Consider the following 18031-nt stretch of genomic DNA (forward strand, 5'->3'; position numbering starts at 1 on the left):
GTCGATCTTGGGTCCTGGGATATCTTTGACATAAAGTCAAAAGGGTCCAGCGAATGGCGTGATGCCTCAATCAAGATGACCAACTGCCCAAGGTTTTACGGTTATATCGATAATGCCTTCAACACCGTGCACTTAACCGGTGCGATTTCCGGGTTAAAATACACCGGTAATGCCATTGGGCTGAAGCTGTCGGCATTATATGGCAACATCAACGCCGCCAACGGCATCGTCAAGTTAGAGCCATCAAACAACACGGCCAGCGGGGTGGGTATCCAGCTTGCTTCGGGTAACAAGGCTAGCAACACCCTGTTCAATCTCGGCAATGAGCAGAAGATCGCCGTTAGCAATAGTACCAGTACCAGCCTGACGATTCCTTTGGTAGCCAGATACATCAAAACAGAGAACAATGTGACACCGGGCAAGGCAGACAGCAAGGTTGTATTCACCATAAATTATTATTAGCAAGCCATCCAATAATGCCTTGCTAACAGCCTATCCCAAAAGGATTTTATTTCAGACAATGATGCTGCAAGCAAAATGCAGCATCGCCTTGCGCTCGAAGATGCCCCAGGGCTGTCTGCATATAAATAGTGTTCCATAACACGACTGCATTAGTGACCAGCCCCAGCGCCCCCAACTGATCTTACTGACCATCGGTGTAACGCTTTCTTATTTCATCTTTCTGACCGTGACAGATTGCCCTGGTAACTGGATGGCGGCTTTACCTTGCAGAGGATCGTCAGTGATGTGCCCCTGTTTTCCCTTTCGGAGATCAGGGCTTCCGATGTCTGCTCTTTCCAGCAACGTGGCACTCTGCTCCAGCAAACCCTAGATGTCGTGGCTCAATCCGCTGACATAGCTACTACATAGAGGATTTACTCCTTGAGCGTGGTTATACACTTTCGCTGAACCCTTACTATCTGAATTTATCAGCCGCCTGAAAGAAGATGTTCCCGATTCTCAGGTCATTTTTGACTATATGGCTGAGGCCGATGAGCAGGCGAGTGAAGAAAATATATCAGTAGAATCCATCGATACTTCTTCTATAAATGGAGTTTTTCAGCAGCCTGTTTTTACTTCCAGTGGTGCATTTGATTCACCATTTAAACGTTAATCTACTGGTACTCTTGTGTGAGAAAAGTACTGTAGTCGAAAGGGTTTAACAACCTGTACTTGGGTGGGAGAGTCTATTTTTATAAAGGAGAAGGTCATTGTAGAAAGTAGAAAAGGTGTGAAGGTGGGTTTTTTACACTAACGTGTCATAGTAACAAACTCTTCCACTGCAGTTGGATGGATTGCCACGGTATTGTCGAAGTCTCTCTTGGTCGCGCCCATTATAATTGCCAAGGCGAAGCCCTGCAGGATTTCATCCATGCCAAAGCCAATCCCGTGCAGGCCGACGATTTTCCTTCTTTACCCACACACCAGCTTCATGCGGCACGGCTGGCGGTGCTGAGTCACGGCGCTGAAGGTCGATTTATAGGCCTTCACCTTATCTTTCATTCCGTTGTGCAGGATCACAGCGGTTCAACATGCCCAGCCACCCGCGATACCAGCGGGAATTGCATTCTCAATTGCCGTTCAATATGGTCCACCGCATCGTGCACCGCAGAAATCGGCAAGGCCGGAAGGGCCCGACAGTGAAAATTCACAATCACACCCTGCGGTGTTTCCCGCGCTCGGATATCATGGATATCTTGAACCAATCCGTTCTTTTGCGCCGAAGCCGTCAACGCTTGTTCAATTTTCGCCAGTTCGCCCTGTTCCACATCCTGGCTAGTTAGCCAATCCAGCATCTGGGGCTCCAGGTGGGTTTCGATCTCCGTATTTTCGCCCAACGTCTGGCGTAGAGCCTCCTCTACCTGGCTGGCAATATCATGCGCCTGCTCTACGCTGGCATTGGCCGGAACCAGCAGATCCATACCGATCGCCACACGATCAGCCAATTGTTGTAGCGAGAGATTCTGCACCACCGCCCCATGGTTAGCGGCCAACATGCGAATACGGGTTGCCAGATCTTCATCACTTCTGGCTTGAGGGATGGCAATCACCCTCACTTCCGAGTTGGCGTATTGTTGTGCAATTTTAGCGGTAACGGCCTGTTTCAATGCGTTGATGCGTTCAAGCGGTAGCGTCCGGCATACCCCGACGCTTACTTCGATAAACAGCGTGGCTCCGCCACTGCGCAGGCGAATATTCTTCGTAGACAACACCGCTGGGAAATCGTTAAGCAGGGTAGCGATATCTTCCCGCGTGCCAGCCGGTGCAGTATCAATCAGGGAATCAAAGGAGCGTTTCCCTAGCTTCAAGGCGGCAGTCAGGATAAAGCAGGCGACGATCAGTGCTGCCAGCGCATCCGCACGGGCAAAACCAAATAGCACAAAAACCATGCCCAACAGCACCACGCCAGAAGACAACATATCGGAGAAGAAATGCAGAGCATCGGCCTCCAGAGCCGCGCTGTTGGTGGCTTTGGCCACGCGGTTCAAGGCCCGGACACGGAAGAAATCAACCACAATAGACACTAACAGCACTGCGATGACTATCGGTGCCGCCACAATCTGGTTTGCCTCACCTATCAGGCTGCTCACGGCTTCAAAGACGATCCAACCGCCGGCCGCCAACAAGAGGAGTACCTCAAACAGTGCTGCCAGATTCTCAACCTTGCCATGGCCGAAGTGATGGTCATCATCAGCAGGCTTATCGCTGACACTCACCGCCCACCAGGTGATGCTGGTGGCAATAAAATCGGTAAATGAATGGATACCTTCGGATATCAGGCCAATACTGCCGGTAAATATACCTGCGATAAATTTACCTAACGCCAACAATCCGCTGATAATCATCGAGTTTCGGGCGACGGCCTGTTTTTGATTTTGCATAGCACAGCTCATGGTTGAATTAAAAAAATCAGCGTTTGGTTTTTACGGAGCATTGCCAGACAAAAGCGACGAGCAGTAAACTTGCGGTAGCTGTCAGCAATAAACAGGAAAGAAATGCAGTTTGACCGGTGGAGTGTAAATAAATCTCATTAATACCTGCCGAGATCATAAAAATAGCGTACAGCAACCCAAGAATAAAAATCATCATTATTATCACGCGCGGTAAATACCGTCAGTTTATTACGGTTATTCATCCTCCCCGCAATGATTGATGAGGCTACGGGGAGGATGATGCTAGGCGGATCCTTTTCGTTCATTAATCATCCCACTTTGTGCTCAGATAGGCTGCGATCAGCCCCAATGAGCTGATGAAAAACAAAAATCCCATAAAAAACATCATATTTCCCATAATTTTATCCTCGGTTAACTGTAATCGATAACGACCTCTGTGGTTAAAAGTAAGTGTGCAACGTAGTCTCTGGCTTCATTCACCGTCATGGAACCTGCGGTGGTGAAAAGTCAGCGTTCAAAGAGTTGGCAATGGCTGACCGACCCGCCTGTGCTGCTGGCGCGGTAGCGGTCATCGCTGAGGGGTCTGGAAGTGATTGACCCTATTGCTGTTTAAACTTCAACAGTGCATCGCATAGGGGAGTAAACCAAAGAGGGGGAGTGCAGAAAGCCTATCTCCGCGTCCAGGTTTTAGCACTATACAACGTATCTGAAAAATTTCAGAAGTTACCTTGGGCTGAACCTTAATCCGATAAAGCCTGTCTTAACCTTGGGCATCTCTCGATGTCGTCAGATCAGTAACCTGTGTTTGTATAGGAGCCTCGCCAAACGAGATACTGCATATAACTACGCGGTGATTATAGGCGTGCTGGGAGCGATAGTGCTCGAAAATCAGCAACTCGTTGAGGTGATATTTAAGAAGTTATATTTAAACGAACGATTTATCTTAATGAATGTTAATTTTGAAGTGATATAAACACTAAGACGGGGATATTCATTTGCCTAAATCAGCATTTATAAGCTGAATAAAAGCAAAAACCGACCTTTTACAGTCGGTTTTAAAGTTAGGAATGCACCATTACCGCATAGTCACGAACTCTTCCGCTGCGGTTGGGTGGATCGCCACGGTGTTGTCGAAGTCTTTCTTGGTCGCGCCCATCTTGATTGCCACGGCGAAGCCCTGCAGGATTTCATCCATACCAAAGCCAATCCCGTGCAGGCCAACGATCTTCTCTTCTTCACCCACACACACCAGCTTCATGCGGCACGGCTGGCGATGCTGAGTCACGGCGCTGTACATGGCGGTGAAAGAGGACTTATAAACCTTCACTTTGTCCTCGCCAAACTGTTCTTTCGCCTGCGGTTCGGTCAGGCCAATGGTGCCAATTGGCGGGTGGCTGAACACCACGGTGGCGATGTTGCTGTAATCCAGATGTTCGTCCGGCTTGTTGTTGAACAGGCGCTCGGACAGGCGACGGCCAGCGGCGACGGCAACCGGGGTCAGCTCCACAGCACCAGTGTTGTCACCTACCGCGTAGATGCCTTTCACGTTGGTGTTCTGGAATTTGTCGACTTCGATGTAACCTTTGGCATTGGTTTTCACGCCGGTCACTGCCAGGTTCAGATTATCGGTCGCTGGTTCGCGGCCGATGGCCCAGACCAGGCTGTCCACGGTGAACTCTTTGCCGTTTTCCAACGCCAGCGTCAGGCTGCCGTCGGCGTTTTTGACGATGGATTTTGGAATGGATCCGGTGTGCAGGGTTGGCCCTTCGGTGTTCATCACCTCAACCAGGGTTTCTACAATCATCGGATCGAAGGTACGCAGCGGGGCGTGTTTCCGCACGAACAGATGCGTTTCCGCTCCCAGCGCGTTCATCACGCCGGCAATTTCTACCGCGATGTAGCCAGCACCTACCACTGCCACGCGTTTTGGCATGGCATCCAGCTCAAAGAAGCCGTCGGAGTCGATGCCGTATTCGGCACCAGGGATCGACGGATGGCTCGGGCGGCCACCGGTAGCGATCAGAATATGGTCGGCGGTGATTTTCTCACCGTTGACTTCCACGGTATGTGCGTCAATAAAGCGGGCAAAACCTTTGATCACGTCGACCTTGTTTTTGCCCAGCACGTTGTCGTAGGAAGTATGAATGCGATCGATGTAGGCAGTACGGTTGGCGATCAGGCGTTTCCAGTCAAAGGCGTTGACGGTGGTATCGAAGCCGTAATCCGGGCCGTACTGGTGAATGGCCTCGGCGATCTGCGCCGCATGCCACATGACTTTTTTCGGGACACAACCCACGTTAACGCAGGTGCCGCCAAGCTCTTTGGCTTCAATCAGTGCGCATTTCTGGCCATACATGGCTGCCCGGTTGATCGATGCGATACCGCCGCTACCGCCGCCAATTGCTAGATAATCGTAATGTTTCGTCATCTGGGTTTTCCATGAGTTGTGTGATTCGAGAAGGGTAAGAGTTTAACGCCTGACTGGGGGTTGTCGCAAAGATTGCGTCGATGGCTGTAATAGGCAGAGGCTTGATCCTCTGCCCGGTTGATTTTACACGATAACCAGTTCGGGTTTTGCCCGATCGAGCGCTTGGCGATCGGCACTGCTGATGCCGGTATCGGTAATGATCATGTCAATCTGGCTCATCGACAGCACCAGGTTGAACCCCCTGCGGCCGAACTTGGTGGAATCGACCACCGCGACCACGCGCTTGGCTGCCTGAGCCATCACGCCGCTGATCGAGTAGCCTTCATTAAAGGTGGTGATGCCGTTGGTGGCGTCCAATCCGTCGGCCCCGACGAACATCACGTCACCGGCAATGCCCTGTAGGGAGAGCTCCGCGATGGAGCCGTGCATGGAGCGGGTCTTATGGCGCAGCGTGCCACCACACAGCACTAGCGTGATGTCTTTATTGTCGGAAAGCGCAAAGGCAGCGGGCAGGTTATTGGTGATCACCGTGATATTGCCCATCTTCACCAGCTCTTCGGCGATCAGCATGGTGGTGCTGCCGCTGTCGAGGATCACCGTATCGCCGGGATTGACCATGGCTGCTGCCTTTAAGGCAATGCGCTTTTTCGGGTCTTTAGCCAGCTGGTAGCGTTCCTCCAGGATGACCTCTCCGGTGGTTTTCGGCACCTCGGCCTCCTGCTCCAACTGGCTGCCCGGCCTGGCTGCACCGCCGTGGAAGCGGATCAGCAGACCTTTTTCTTCCAGCAGGCGCAGGTCAGCGCGGATGGTAACCTCAGAAATTCCGAAGGAATTCGAAAGATCGCTAACCAAGATGCTGCCGTTCTGCTGAACCAGGTCGACAATTTTATTTCGTCTTTCAAAAGAGTTCATCATCCTGACCTATCGAAATGTTTTGCTTTTATTTTATGCGAAAGGGATATGAAAGGGGAGCATAAAGATCAAGGAGATGGGATTTGAGGCAAAATAATGGCTGCACCAGGACAGCCATTGGCTAAATATCACCTTTCGCCAAGCTTGAGCATGATTTTTCCCTGCATCGGCTTACCGGCCAGGGCTGCAACGCTGGCGGCGTATTGCTGCGGGCGATCGATGCTGGCAATCAACGGCTCCAGAGCCAGATCCGCCGATTGGAACAGCTTCATGGCCTGTTGCCATTCTTCCCCTGGCCACGGGGCCGAATAGTTCATCCAACTGCCCAGCAGCGTCAGCTCCTTGCGCAGGATCTGACTGAAAGTGCTGTAAGACAGATGGAGGTCCTTATGAAGCGTCCCTACTAGCGCGATTTGTGCCCGTGGCCCGGCGATATCTAGCGCCAGTCCGACCGTTTGTGGCGTGCCAGCGGTTTCCAGAATCAACTGATCAAAGCGCTTTTCCTGCAAGCGTTCGGCTATCTCGGAGGGGCTAAGTTCCGCGCTGTTAAACGCGTTTTCTGCACCGATCTGCCGTGCCAGCTTGAGCCGGTCATCATTGATATCGATCGCCGTGACGCTGCGTGCGCCCATCGCGCGGGCACATTGGATCGCCAGTTGGCCGATGGTGCCGGCACCAATGATGATCACCTCTTTGCCCTGGCAGCCCCCAGCCAACTGAATGGCATGCAGGCCGACGGTGATGGGCTCAATAAACGCCCCCTGCAATAAGCTGACGTTGGCAGGCAATTTCACCAGATTGGCGCGTTTGACCACGATAAACTCGGCGTTGCCACCGTGGCTGCGTGAACCGACGAACTGGTAATGCTTGCACAGCGAATAGTAATGGCGCTGGCATTCCGGGCAGTTAAAGCACGGTAATAAAGGGACGCAGGCCACGGCATCATGCTGTTGCAGATCGGTAACCCGCTCGCCACAGGCCACGACCCGGCCACTGAACTCATGCCCCAGGGTAATCGGGTAGAAATGCGCGCCTTTGGCGAAGATGCGGGGGATATCCGAACCGCATAGCCCGGAATACGCCACCTGAACCAACACCTCATCGGCGGCCTCAATAGCAGGGGCGGGGCGTTCTTCAACGCGCACTTCTCCCTCCGTGTGGATCACGACTGATTGCATAACTTGAACTCCGTAGAGAATAGATTGGGGGAGGCGGGCTCCCCCGAAGGATTAGGACATGGCGTTGAGGCTTTGGCTGGCCTGTTGCTTGGCGGTGGCTTCAGCCTGGGCAAATTGACGGGCACGGCGCCAGGTGAGGAACACCCCAATGGCGTAAATGACGCCGATAACCACCAGGCCCACCACGTTTTGCCAGGTGAGCAGTTGGATCAGCAGGTAGGTGATCGGTGAGCCGCCTTGGTCCATCGAGGCCACCACGCCGCCCGCTTTCAGCGCACCAGCATTGGCAGCCAGTTGGGTATGCAGCCCGATGGTTTGGGTGGCGATCCACAGTGTGATGCTCATGATGATAAAACCCGAGATCAGCGTGCGGAACAGGTTGCCCTGATGCACCGCCACGGCGAGGGCCACAAAGAAGCCGATGGTTGCCAGATCGCCAAACGGCAGCACCTGGTTACCTGGGACGATCACGGCGATCAGAATGGTCAGCGGGATAAAGATCAGGCTGGCGGAGACCACGGCGGTATGGCCCAGCAGCAGCGCCGGGTCGAGGCCGATAAGGAACTCCTGGCCACCAAAGCGTGCTTGCAGGCGTTTACGGGCATGCTTGGCGATGGGCGTCAGGCCATCCATGATCGGTTTGATCACCCGTGGCATCAGCAGCATCACGGCAGCGGTTTTCACCGCCAGTTGCAGAATGCCCTTCAGGTCATAACCGGCCAACGCACCGATAATCAGCCCCATCACAAAGCCGACGGTCACCGGCTCGCCGAATGGGCCAAAGCGTTTCTGTACGTCGTCTGCGCTGAAGTGAATGCGGTTCAGGCCGGGGATCTTCTCGATAATGGTGTCCACCAGCACGGCGATCGGCCCCATATAGGCGGAGGTGCCGTGCGGAATGGCAATCCCTTCCAGCCCGAAGAAGTCGCGGGTGTCTTTGGCGAACCAGTCCCCCAGCTTGTAGACGAAGGCGGCATGCACCACCACGCCCAGCATACCCAGCCAGTATGAACCGGTAGCCAGATGCACCATGGCACCGGTAAAGGTCATGTGCCAGATGTTCCAGATATCCACGTTAACCACTCGGGTCATACGCGTCAGCAACATCACGATGTTGACCGCAATCGCTACCGGGATGGCGATCAGGGCAATCTGCGAGGCCCAGGTCATCGGTGATGAGCCTGGCCAACCGATATCCACCACGTGCAGGTTGATCTGGAACTGCTCGGCCATCGATTTTGCCGCCGGGCCGATCGAGTCCAGCATCAGGCCGATAACCAGCCCGATACCGACAAAGCCGATGCCGATATGAATGCCGGATTTAAATGAATCCCCTAATTTCATCCCTAAAATCAGCGAGAAGATGATGATCACGATAGGCAGCATCACTGTAGGGCCGAGATCGAGGATATAACGCATGATGTCGGTAAACATGGGCTACTCCGTCAGAATGGTCAGTATTTTTTGTTTCAGCGCCTCGATGCCGACACCGGAAATAAACGGCATGCCGTGCACCAACGGTATATCGCCAAACTGGCGGTCGACGCGGGCGGTGGTGCAGATCAGATCGGCGTCGTCCATATAGGTTTCAATCTCGGTCACGCGGCACTGCACCAAGTCCAGCTCGATGTTGTGCTCCGCGCACAGCTCTTTGATCTCTTCTGCGGCCATGGTCGAGGTGGCAACGGCACCGCCGCAGGCAACGATAATTTTACGTTTCACAGTGTGGCTCCTTCATATTCTGTTTTTTGTTGTGGTCGGGAGGGCGAAGTGAAAACCCGCTGGGCAAAAATTTCGCCCAATTGGTCCTCGGGGGCGGTCAGAAGTGCAGCGATAAACTCGGGGTGCTGCAACTGGCCAAACAGCGTGCGCAGTAAAACCAACTGCGCTGCCGGGTCGGTGACGATCAGCGCGATAATCAGGGCAACGTCGACCGTGCCGTCATCATCCGCCTGAGCGAAGGGCACGGCCTGGTCAGGGCGGATCAGATAAATAGCCGGGGCACGTGCATGCTCCGCTTCACAATGGGGGATGGCGACCGCGTGCTGCTCAAGGGCGATGCCGGTGGGATAAGCACTCTCACGCACCAGCAATGCCTGCGGGTAGCTGTTGTGAACGACCCCGGCGTTGAGCATGGTGACGCCAATGTGCTCCAGCGCCTGCTGCGCGTCGGCAAAGCTGATGCCAGTGCGAACGAACAGTTGGCTGTTATGCATGGGCCATCTCCTCGGCGTTTTTGGCTTGCTCTGTGGGGGTACAACCGAAGCGATAAGCGCGCAGCACATCCTGAATTTTGTCGATCATCAGTGCGTGGGGCTGTTTCGCCAGCTTGCGTTCCATCACGCGCTGATATTGCAGCGGGAAGTATTGGCTCAGCAGGCCAGCGGGGATCTCTTGCTGGTCGAGGTTATTGAGCAGCGTCGTCATACTTTGGGCAATACGCGGGTGGGGCCAGTAGTAGCGGATACGGTCCGACAGGCTGAAATGCAGGTCGATCAGCGAGCGGCTGAACGTCGGGTGATAATACTTTTTCCAGTAATCCGGTTCGTCGAGCATGACGGCATCAATCACCGCCAGGATCTGGCTACGTTTTTCCGGGGCAATCAGGGCCTGTTCGATATTGGCCAGAGCAAACACCGCTTCGCGCAGGGCGAACGTCAGGGCCGGGCCAACTTTGAGAATGGCGAAGTGATCGCGCACCAGCTGCTGATAGGCTTCACGCGTTTGGTAATCGGTAGAGTGCGCCTCATAGACCAGCGGCGTGGTGGTAATAAACTGGGAGAGCTCGCGGGCTAGCTGTGGTTGGTAAGCGATCACCTGTGAATGGTCGAACTCCACTCCTGGCTGCACTACTACGGCGATGATCCTCGGGATCGCCGCTGCCAACCCGGCCTGGCGGAAAGCCTGATAGTGAGTTTCCAGCGTGGCGGCGGCATCCGTCGCGTGAGTGATATGTACGCTGCCAATGGCGGAAGATTCTCCTCCAGGAACTGGCACCTCGGTCCCAATCACATAGGTCAGCTGCTGTTTTTGCTCTGGGGTAGCGACCCGTTCGGCGACCTGACACAGGCGGGCGGCGCGTTCTGCCACCACGTGGGGATCTAACGGGGTCGGATCGTCGGCGCAGGACATGGACGCATCCAGATGGATCTTGCTGAATCCGGCGGTGACGTAGTCGGCGATCAACACTTCCGCTTTCGCCATTGCGCTGGCGGCGGGTTCATTTTGCCAACAGTTCGGGCCTAGATGGTCGCCCCCTAACAGCAGCCGGGAGAGCGGAAAGCCGACGGTTGCCGCAATATCGCAGACAAACTGCCGGAAATCCGCCGGTTTCATGCCGGTGTAACCGCCAAACTGATTAACCTGGTTGGATGTGGCCTCGATCAGCACCTGGCGATCGCTGTGCAGATCCAGGCGTAATGCGGCTTCAATGACTAATGGGTGTGCCGAACAGACAGAACAGATCCCGATCGGCTCCCCTGCTTTATGTCGTGCGATGATATTTTTCATTCTACCCTCCGTTTTCTTACGAATATAATCGTAATGTTTCGAAAGGTTAGCAATGCACTTTTCTATTATTCGTGATCAAGATCGAAAACTTTACTGCTATTTTTCCGTGCCGGTGCTTTCAGTGTTAAGGGGCAAGTTAACCAATGGCGGGGATTTAGTTATTTAAAATCAGTTAATTACAGATGGTTGGCAACAAGAGGGAGCGGCATACGCAATCAAGTGAAAGCGGTTATTGTGACGAGAGGATGCCCCTCACTCCAACTCTCTCCCTACGGGAGAGGGTCCTGCGTTGCGATTGGGAATGAAGGACATTGTTGGGCCGCTCAATTGCTCTTTTTTGTGGGAGTTGGTGAGGTGGTATGCGAGGGCTAATCTGTAGCACGAACTGTCCCCTCTCCCTGTGGGAGAGGGTTAGGGTGAGGGGCCATTATCATGCTGGCATACGTCACAGCCTGCCTTCACAGCCACAAACCTGAATCACCTTTTGCACCACCTGCTGCATGGCCAGCTTGGCGGGCTGCATATAGTGGCGCGGATCGTTAGCCTGCGGATGCTCCGCCAGATGTTGCTTCAACGCATCTGAAAAGGCGATTTTCAGCTCCGTCGCCACGTTCACCTTGCAGACCCCCAGCCGAATCGCCTGCTGAATATCAGCGTCTGGCAAACCCGACGCACCATGTAGCACCAATGGCACGCTGACCTTATCGCGGATCTGCCCAAGGCGGGTGAAATCCAACTCTGGCTTGCCCTGATAAAGCCCATGTGCCGTACCAATCGCCACCGCCAGTGAATCGATGCCGGTGGAACGCACAAACTCCTCGGCCTGCTGCGGCGAGGTATAGCGGGCATCCCTGGCATCAACGCTGATGCCATCCTCAACGCCCCCAAGCCGCCCCAGCTCTGCCTCAACGCTGACATCATAACGATGGCAAAACTCGGTCACCTGCCGCACCAGGGCAACATTTTCCGCAAAGGGCAGGTGCGAGCCATCAATCATGGCCGAGCGGATCCCTGCATGTACTTTAGTTTGAATATCTTGCAGGGTTTCATGGTGATCCAGATGCACCGCCAGCGGGATGCGGTATTCGGCGGCCAACTGTTTGACAATGGCGACCACGTTAGCCGTTCCCGCATAGAGATAGGTGCCGGGCGTACCGGCCAGGATCACCGGCGAGCGCAGGTGCGCGGCGGTTTCAGCCACCACCTGCATGGTTTCCAGGTTATGAATGTTGAAGGCTGGTACGGCATAGCCCTGTTGTTGTGCCTTTTGCAGCATATTGTTGGTCGAAATGATGTACACCGCCTGCCTCCTGTTTTCTTTAATTACGTTATCTTTCGATAATCATCATCTAATCGAAAGTTAAAATAAGCAAACAGTTATTTTGCGGTTGTGATGGGGATCGGTAAAAAATCGGGGCAAAATGAGGAGCAAGCAGGGGAGATAGCGAAGGTAAAAGCGGATGGCCGCCCAGGCAGGCGACCATCATCGAACTTATTCTGGTACGACCCAGTTCACCAAATGGTGGCCGATGCCGCTTGGCACCAGTACCTTGTGTAGCCACGGCAGCACGTTGTTCATCTGCTGTTCCAGCTTCCAAGGTGGGTTAATCACGATCATGCCTGAAGCCGTCATCCCGCGTTGATCGCTGTCGGGCTTCACCGCCAGCTCGATTTGCAGGATACGGCGGATGCCGGTCGCCTCCAGCTCTTTGAGCATGCGTTTGATCTGCTGGCGCATCACTACGGGATACCACAGGGCATAGGTGCCGGTGGCAAAACGCTTGTAGCCTTCCTGAATGCCTTTCACCACGTCTTGATAATCGGTTTTCATCTCATACGGCGGGTCCATCAGGATCAGGCCACGGCGTGACGGAGGTGGCAACTGGGATTTTAACTGCTGGTAACCATCGGCACGTTGCACTTTGGCGCGCTCGTCTTTCTGGAATTCGTTACGCAGCAGCGGGAAATCGCTTGGGTGCAGCTCTGTCAGATGGATTTTATCCTGCGGGCGCAGCAACTGGCGGGCGATCAGCGGTGAGCCTGGGTAGTAACGCAGGGTGCCGGAGCGGTTGAAGTTGTGCACCACGCTCATGTAGGCCGCCAGCTCTTCTGGCAGATCGTCACGTTGCCACAGTAGGCCGATGCCTTCCAGGTATTCCCCGGTGCGCTCGGCATGCTCACCGCTCAGCTGATAGCGCCCGGCACCGGAGTGGGTATCCAGGTACAGCAGCGGCTTATCTTTTTCTTTCAGCGCCTCAATGATCAGGCTCTGAACGGTGTGCTTGAGTACGTCGGCGTGGTTGCCGGCGTGAAAACTGTGGCGGTAACTTAACATGGCGTTATGTGTTTCCTGATTTTCGAGTTATTTTCAATAAAATCAACTCATTAAATGCAAAAGAGTTCTGCGTGTTTACTGCAAACTCGTAGATCAACGAATTTAAGCTACCAAGTATAAACCGCCTTGCTGGTAAAAAGCGAAAAGCGTTGCAGCCTGGAGGGAGCTACGCCGGTATAGTCAAGAATAGGTGATGGCTATAAGGAAATTGCCTTGATTGTTCTTTATACAATGCCGAATTTCAATTATATTAGTGGATGAGTAAATGGAGATACTTTCTTATAAGGCAACCGGAGGCCGTGATGAAAGACAGAATATACCCCAACTATCTCACGGGAAATAATTCCACTCTTTTCCCCACACCACCCGATCATGGTGCCTATGCCCGACGAATTGCGGAAGAAAAATTCCAGGCTTGCATGAATGCCGAACAGCGTCACATCATGCTGCTTACCAAAGAAGAAGCCTATGATGTTCTGGAGTGCTTTGGAGAGTTTGGCCGAGGCGATCGGCAGCTTGATGAGGGCTTTCCCAATATCACCCGTGATGAAGGCCTGGACTATCTGGGATATGCTGCCACCTATAGCGGTAACGCGAAGGATTTTTATTCTGCGGCGGATCTGGTCAGGAAGTTGGGGGGCTTTGGGATAGCCGCTATCATTTATGTCGGAAGAAACGGTGAGAAGCTAATCAAGATCACCGGCTACCCAGGTATTAGACGGATCTTAAATGGAACGCGTTATTCGTTAAATAATATGCAAATTGTGCAGATTGGGGTCGGGGTAAAAGGGCTTAATCATACTGCTATACAGGGTATGAAATGGAGTATATATGTCTCTTTGGCCTACCGTAGCCTGGAGTTTATACTAAAGGATGAAAGCACTGCGGCTAGTTTTTTAGGAAATGTAACTAGTGATATTGTCAAAGCGGTTGTCGTTACTGTTATCATGAGAGCAACATCGTCCGCGTTGTTAATAGGAGCGGCTGTTTCCTTAGGTGGTGCTATTATTGGTGTCGCCATTGTGGCATTTTTTATTACGATGGGTCTAGAGTATTTAGACCGGGAATATGGAATCACTAATAAAATTATAGAAAAAATAAAGGAAATGGAAGCGCAGACACCAAGAGTTTCAAGTGTGTTAGGAACAAATAGCCAAATTTTATACAATAAACCATGAAGAATAAATTAATAGCCAACGTGGGCGAGACAGTCACAATAAAAGAGCGTTTAAGTTCTTTGCTTGTCGCCGGGATTTTTTCTTTAGGTTGCATTTTTGCACCAAGTATTATTAGCAACTATATCATCAGCTTTACCTATCCTGATGTTATTTCATTTAACAGGTTAGAAACTTTCATTTTAGCAATTATTCCTGCAAGTGCCGTATATTTCCTTATGTTCTTCCATTTGTCTATTACCGGCAAAAATTATCTAGCTAAATTCAAGCCTATACTTATATACTCTTTGCGCCTTACCGCTTTTTTGCTTGTTGTCGCCTTTATTTTTAATTGGCATTTTACCACAGTGTTGGATCGGCATGGCTATGGCACCTGTTGGAAAAGAAGCTTGTATTCGGAGACGGTCTATATTAAAGATGCCGAGGAATGTAAAAAAAGAGGGTCAGAGGTACTTAGAAAACCAAGACCAGCTTACAAATAATTACTATGACAAAATAAAATGTGTAAAGATAATGTATTACATTAAAGATGTCAGCGAATGTACGAAAAGAGGAACTCAAGTGTTTAAAAGACCCAGAGCTGTTTATAGACGTTAGGGTCTCTTGGTAATAGAGACCCAACTAGACGTTAATAAACTCTGTCGTCCCAAACGCTATAACCTGAGGTGCCAGCGATATGGTGTTGGCAAATAATATCTTTATAACGTACAGAGATAATTTCTTCGGGTTGTGCACTAGAATGCGTTAAGCAGTGGGGATAGTTTATGTTGAAATCTACGATGGTCGCCTCTCTGAGTTCGATCGTGTAGTACAACTCTTGAGCACCATTTTGCGATGTGCGGTAAAAATCAAACTTAAGGTTAAGCAACTCGTTATTAGAAATAGCCAGCAAAAACAAAGGGGATGATTTATCCTGGGGCTTAACAAAAATCACTGGGTTATGCATCACATTTTCGCCCCGGCTGATGTTATGCGCGAGCTTAAGAACCAGTATCTGGTTTTCGTGGCCTAACTGGTGCTTGTTACCGATCGAATCCGCTGTAGAACACCCTGCCGATATCAACCCTTGTTGTTTTCCATTAATCGTTACGTAGATATTATTTGCCATGATGAACTCCTTGTCATGTAATTCGTGGCTGGGGTTGGTTAAAAATAGACCGAACCATTTTGTATCAAAACAACCTCAATTAACATGGTTTTTAGCGCACAGGCTGATTTTTTAGCCAGGAATGATAAGTTTTATCAATAAACAAAAATGACTTATAAAGCGCATTGTATGTATGTGAGCGTGTTGAGAAACGGGTATTAACGCAAGTGAGGGCATTTTATATGTCTTTAGCGGGGAGGTATTATTGTCGCTTTCCTACTTAATCTACTTAATGCAATTGTAGCCTATCTCTTCCTCACTAAACGATCCGCGTGAGTGAATAAACAGGTTCAATCACACGCATGACCATTGATTTTCCCACTGATTGGCACCATGTTAGACAGAAGCTTATCTTTGTCTGGCCTTATGTGCGCATCGGGCCCAACACCCTAATCAGGACATCCTCTATGACCAATGCGTTGCTGACACCGTTTACCTTACCGCCGTTTTCTGCCATTCGCCCTGAAGATATCGTCCCTGCAGTGACATCCGCACTGGCTGACTGCCGTGCTGCGGTCGAGCGCGTCGTAGCACAACCGGGGCCGTTTACCTGGGAAAATCTATGTCAGCCGCTGGCCGAATCTGGCGATCGCCTGTCGCGCATCTGGTCACCTATTGGTCACCTAAACTCGGTAAAAAACAGCCCGGAACTGCGCGAAGCTTACGAACAGACGCTGCCGCTGCTTTCCGAATACGATACTTGGGTGGGTCAGCATGAAGGGCTGTACCAGGCCTATCGTAATCTGAAAGAGGGCGAAGGTTTTGCCAAACTGACTGCGCCACAGCGCAAGTCGGTAGAAAACGCGCTGCGTGATTTTGAGCTGTCGGGCATTGGCCTGCCAAAGGAAAAACAAAAGCGTTACGGCGAGATCGTGGCGCGTCTGTCCGAACTGGGTTCGACCTACAGCAACAATGTGCTCGATGCCACCATGGGTTGGAGCAAATTGATCACCGATGTGAATGAGCTGAGCGGCCTGCCGGAAAGCGCATTGGCCCAAGCTCAGGCGATGGCACAGGCTAAAGAGCAGGAAGGCTGGTTGCTGACGCTGGACATGCCGAGCTATTTGCCGGTGATGACCTATGCCGATAACCAGGCGCTGCGTGAAGAGATGTATCGTGCCTTCACCACCCGCGCCTCCGATCAGGGACCAAATGCCGGTAAATGGGATAACAGCGAAGTGATGGCAGAAACGCTGGCTCTGCGCCATGAATTGGCACAGCTGTTGGGCTTTGCCAGCTATGCGCAAAAATCACTGGCGACCAAGATGGCAGAAAACCCAGAGCAGGTGCTCGGTTTCCTGACCGATCTGGCCAAGCGCGCTCGCCCACAGGCAGAGCAGGAATTGGCACAGCTGCGTGCCTTTGCCAAGCAGCATTATGGTGTGGAAGAGCTAGAGGCTTGGGATATCAGCTATTACGGAGAAAAACAGAAGCAACATCTGTTCTCTATCAGTGATGAGCAACTGCGCCCATACTTCCCGGAACAGCGGGTGCTGGAAGGGTTGTTCGAAGTGGTTAACCGTATTTACGGCATCACTGCCAAAGAGCGCCAGGGTGTGGATACCTGGCATCCAGAGGTGCGTTTCTTCGATCTGTTCGATGCCAAAGGTGAACTGCGTGGCAGCTTCTATCTGGACTTGTATGCCCGTGAGAACAAGCGCGGTGGTGCATGGATGGATGACTGCGTTGGCAGCCTGCGTAAAGCGAATGGCGAATTGCAAAAGCCGGTGGCTTATCTCACCTGTAACTTCAACCGCCCACTGGGTGACCAGCCGGCGCTGTTTACCCATAACGAAGTTACCACGCTGTTCCATGAGTTTGGCCACGGCCTGCATCACATGCTGACGCAGATCGATACCGCCGGGGTTTCAGGCATCAACGGTGTGCCTTGGGATGCGGTAGAGCTGCCAAGCCAGTTTATGGAAAACTGGTGCTGGGAGCCGGAGGCGTTAGCGTTTATTTCCGGTCATTTCCAGACCGGAGAACCTCTGCCGAAAGCCCTGCTGGACAAAATGCTGGAAGCGAAAAACTATCAGGCAGCGCTGTTTATCCTGCGTCAGCTGGAGTTTGGCCTGTTCGATTTCCGTATGCACGCCGAATACAGCCCGGAACAAGGGGCGCAGATCCTGCCAACCCTGGCCGAAGTGAAGAAAATGGTGGCGGTGGTGCCTTCACCAAGCTGGGGCCGTTTCCCACACGCATTCAGCCATATCTTTGCTGGTGGCTATGCGGCGGGTTACTACAGCTACCTGTGGGCGGAAGTGTTGTCGGCAGATGCCTACTCGCGCTTTGAAGACGAAGGGATTTTCAACGCTGAGACCGGTCAATCCTTCCTCGATAACATCCTGTCACGCGGGGGTTCCGAAGAACCGATGGAATTGTTCAAACGCTTCCGTGGCCGTGAACCGAAGCTGGATGCTATGCTGCGCCATTATGGTATTAAAGGGTAACC

The 18031-nt window shown here is 52.2% G+C and carries 17 protein-coding genes, 2 pseudogenes and 1 riboswitch; of the genes and pseudogenes, 5 read left to right on the forward strand and 14 right to left on the reverse strand.

Annotation, left to right across the window (positions count from 1 at the left end; genetic code table 11):
- Positions 1-462: fimbrial protein (locus ABIE29_RS15470; RefSeq protein ID WP_429619639.1), on the forward strand; the 462-nt coding region annotated here is incomplete at its 5' end.
- An 82-nt stretch (positions 463-544) separates the two neighbouring features.
- Here ABIE29_RS15470 and ABIE29_RS15475 read toward each other — a convergent pair.
- A pseudogene (locus ABIE29_RS15475) lies at positions 545-718 on the reverse strand (Tn3 family transposase); the annotation flags it as partial.
- Between the two features lie 261 nt (positions 719-979).
- Between ABIE29_RS15475 and ABIE29_RS15480 the strand changes: the two are divergent.
- Positions 980-1114, forward strand: a complete 135-nt coding sequence (locus ABIE29_RS15480) for a hypothetical protein (RefSeq protein WP_429619640.1) — start codon at positions 980-982, stop codon at positions 1112-1114.
- 137 nt (positions 1115-1251) lie between these two features.
- On the opposite strand, the pseudogene ABIE29_RS15485 reads toward ABIE29_RS15480, so the two are convergent.
- From ABIE29_RS15485 to ABIE29_RS15540, 12 genes and pseudogenes are all read right to left on the reverse strand, one after another.
- Positions 1252-1497: pseudogene (locus ABIE29_RS15485) on the reverse strand (glutathione-disulfide reductase); the annotation flags it as partial.
- A 20-nt stretch (positions 1498-1517) separates the two neighbouring features.
- Positions 1518-2882, reverse strand: coding sequence for a cation diffusion facilitator family transporter (locus tag ABIE29_RS15490; RefSeq protein ID WP_429619641.1), 1365 nt, complete (start codon positions 2880-2882; stop codon positions 1518-1520).
- A 316-nt stretch (positions 2883-3198) separates the two neighbouring features.
- Positions 3199-3291: a protein MgtS gene (gene mgtS, locus ABIE29_RS15495; RefSeq protein WP_137751220.1), complete on the reverse strand. Its 93-nt coding sequence runs from the start codon at positions 3289-3291 to the stop codon at positions 3199-3201.
- A 268-nt stretch (positions 3292-3559) separates the two neighbouring features.
- Positions 3560-3731: riboswitch (M-box (ykoK) riboswitch) on the reverse strand.
- A gap of 238 nt (positions 3732-3969) precedes the next feature.
- Positions 3970-5322, reverse strand: a complete 1353-nt coding sequence (gorA, locus tag ABIE29_RS15500) for a glutathione-disulfide reductase (protein ID WP_429619642.1) — start codon at positions 5320-5322, stop codon at positions 3970-3972.
- A gap of 123 nt (positions 5323-5445) precedes the next feature.
- Entirely contained in the window at positions 5446-6234 is a 789-nt protein-coding gene (locus ABIE29_RS15505) for a DeoR/GlpR family DNA-binding transcription regulator (protein WP_024527643.1), read from the reverse strand.
- Between the two features lie 128 nt (positions 6235-6362).
- Positions 6363-7412 carry a galactitol-1-phosphate 5-dehydrogenase gene (gene gatD, locus ABIE29_RS15510; RefSeq protein WP_429619643.1) on the reverse strand — a complete coding sequence of 350 codons (1050 nt, stop codon included), beginning with the start codon at positions 7410-7412 and terminating at the stop codon, positions 6363-6365.
- A gap of 51 nt (positions 7413-7463) precedes the next feature.
- Positions 7464-8846: a galactitol-specific PTS transporter subunit IIC gene (locus tag ABIE29_RS15515; RefSeq protein WP_024527641.1), complete on the reverse strand. Its 1383-nt coding sequence runs from the start codon at positions 8844-8846 to the stop codon at positions 7464-7466.
- Between the two features lie 3 nt (positions 8847-8849).
- A complete protein-coding gene (gatB, locus tag ABIE29_RS15520; RefSeq protein WP_065683966.1) occupies positions 8850-9134 on the reverse strand; it encodes a PTS galactitol transporter subunit IIB in 285 nt (94 codons plus the stop codon).
- Positions 9131-9628: a PTS galactitol transporter subunit IIA gene (gene gatA, locus ABIE29_RS15525; protein WP_429619644.1), complete on the reverse strand. Its 498-nt coding sequence runs from the start codon at positions 9626-9628 to the stop codon at positions 9131-9133. Before gatA ends, gatB begins: the two co-directional genes overlap by 4 nt.
- Entirely contained in the window at positions 9621-10922 is a 1302-nt protein-coding gene (gatZ, locus tag ABIE29_RS15530) for a tagatose-bisphosphate aldolase subunit GatZ (protein WP_429619645.1), read from the reverse strand. Before gatZ ends, gatA begins: the two co-directional genes overlap by 8 nt.
- A 445-nt stretch (positions 10923-11367) precedes the next feature.
- Entirely contained in the window at positions 11368-12222 is an 855-nt protein-coding gene (locus tag ABIE29_RS15535) for a tagatose bisphosphate family class II aldolase (protein ID WP_429619646.1), read from the reverse strand.
- A gap of 192 nt (positions 12223-12414) precedes the next feature.
- The gene (locus ABIE29_RS15540; RefSeq protein WP_021181782.1) at positions 12415-13257 is read right to left on the reverse strand and encodes a 23S rRNA (adenine(2030)-N(6))-methyltransferase RlmJ; all 843 of its coding nucleotides are present in this window, start codon (positions 13255-13257) and stop codon (positions 12415-12417) included.
- A 302-nt stretch (positions 13258-13559) separates the two neighbouring features.
- Here ABIE29_RS15540 and ABIE29_RS15545 point away from each other — a divergent pair, with 302 nt between their 5' ends.
- On the forward strand, positions 13560-14435 hold the full coding sequence (locus ABIE29_RS15545; RefSeq protein WP_429619647.1) for a hypothetical protein: 876 nt from the start codon (positions 13560-13562) through the stop codon (positions 14433-14435).
- A complete protein-coding gene (locus ABIE29_RS15550; RefSeq protein WP_429619648.1) occupies positions 14432-14914 on the forward strand; it encodes a hypothetical protein in 483 nt (160 codons plus the stop codon). The genes ABIE29_RS15545 and ABIE29_RS15550 overlap by 4 nt, the downstream gene beginning before the upstream one ends.
- 146 nt (positions 14915-15060) lie before the next feature.
- Here ABIE29_RS15550 and ABIE29_RS15555 read toward each other — a convergent pair whose 3' ends face one another.
- Entirely contained in the window at positions 15061-15540 is a 480-nt protein-coding gene (locus ABIE29_RS15555; RefSeq protein ID WP_429619649.1) for an Hcp family type VI secretion system effector, read from the reverse strand.
- A gap of 446 nt (positions 15541-15986) precedes the next feature.
- On the opposite strand from ABIE29_RS15555, the gene prlC reads away from it, so the two are divergent.
- Positions 15987-18029 (forward strand): oligopeptidase A, encoded by a 2043-nt coding sequence (gene prlC, locus ABIE29_RS15560; protein WP_429619650.1) that lies wholly within the window; start codon positions 15987-15989, stop codon positions 18027-18029.
- Positions 18030-18031: the final 2 nt, after the last annotated feature.

Origin of the sequence: Serratia sp. 2723 (assembly GCF_050434425.1) — a bacterium.
Taxonomy (GTDB): domain Bacteria; phylum Pseudomonadota; class Gammaproteobacteria; order Enterobacterales; family Enterobacteriaceae; genus Chania.

Coding starts and splice junctions, on each gene's coding strand:
- ABIE29_RS15480 (WP_429619640.1), top strand. CDS start 980: ATGGCTGAGGCCGATGAGCAGGCGAGTGAAGAAAATATATCAGTAGAA.
- ABIE29_RS15490 (WP_429619641.1), bottom strand. CDS start 2,882: ATGCAAAATCAAAAACAGGCCGTCGCCCGAAACTCGATGATTATCAGC.
- mgtS (WP_137751220.1), bottom strand. CDS start 3,291: ATGGGAAATATGATGTTTTTTATGGGATTTTTGTTTTTCATCAGCTCA.
- gorA (WP_429619642.1), bottom strand. CDS start 5,322: ATGACGAAACATTACGATTATCTAGCAATTGGCGGCGGTAGCGGCGGT.
- ABIE29_RS15505 (WP_024527643.1), bottom strand. CDS start 6,234: ATGAACTCTTTTGAAAGACGAAATAAAATTGTCGACCTGGTTCAGCAG.
- gatD (WP_429619643.1), bottom strand. CDS start 7,412: ATGCAATCAGTCGTGATCCACACGGAGGGAGAAGTGCGCGTTGAAGAA.
- ABIE29_RS15515 (WP_024527641.1), bottom strand. CDS start 8,846: ATGTTTACCGACATCATGCGTTATATCCTCGATCTCGGCCCTACAGTG.
- gatA (WP_429619644.1), bottom strand. CDS start 9,628: ATGCATAACAGCCAACTGTTCGTTCGCACTGGCATCAGCTTTGCCGAC.
- gatZ (WP_429619645.1), bottom strand. CDS start 10,922: ATGAAAAATATCATCGCACGACATAAAGCAGGGGAGCCGATCGGGATC.
- ABIE29_RS15540 (WP_021181782.1), bottom strand. CDS start 13,257: ATGTTAAGTTACCGCCACAGTTTTCACGCCGGCAACCACGCCGACGTA.
- ABIE29_RS15545 (WP_429619647.1), top strand. CDS start 13,560: ATGAAAGACAGAATATACCCCAACTATCTCACGGGAAATAATTCCACT.
- ABIE29_RS15550 (WP_429619648.1), top strand. CDS start 14,432: ATGAAGAATAAATTAATAGCCAACGTGGGCGAGACAGTCACAATAAAA.
- ABIE29_RS15555 (WP_429619649.1), bottom strand. CDS start 15,540: ATGGCAAATAATATCTACGTAACGATTAATGGAAAACAACAAGGGTTG.
- prlC (WP_429619650.1), top strand. CDS start 15,987: ATGACCAATGCGTTGCTGACACCGTTTACCTTACCGCCGTTTTCTGCC.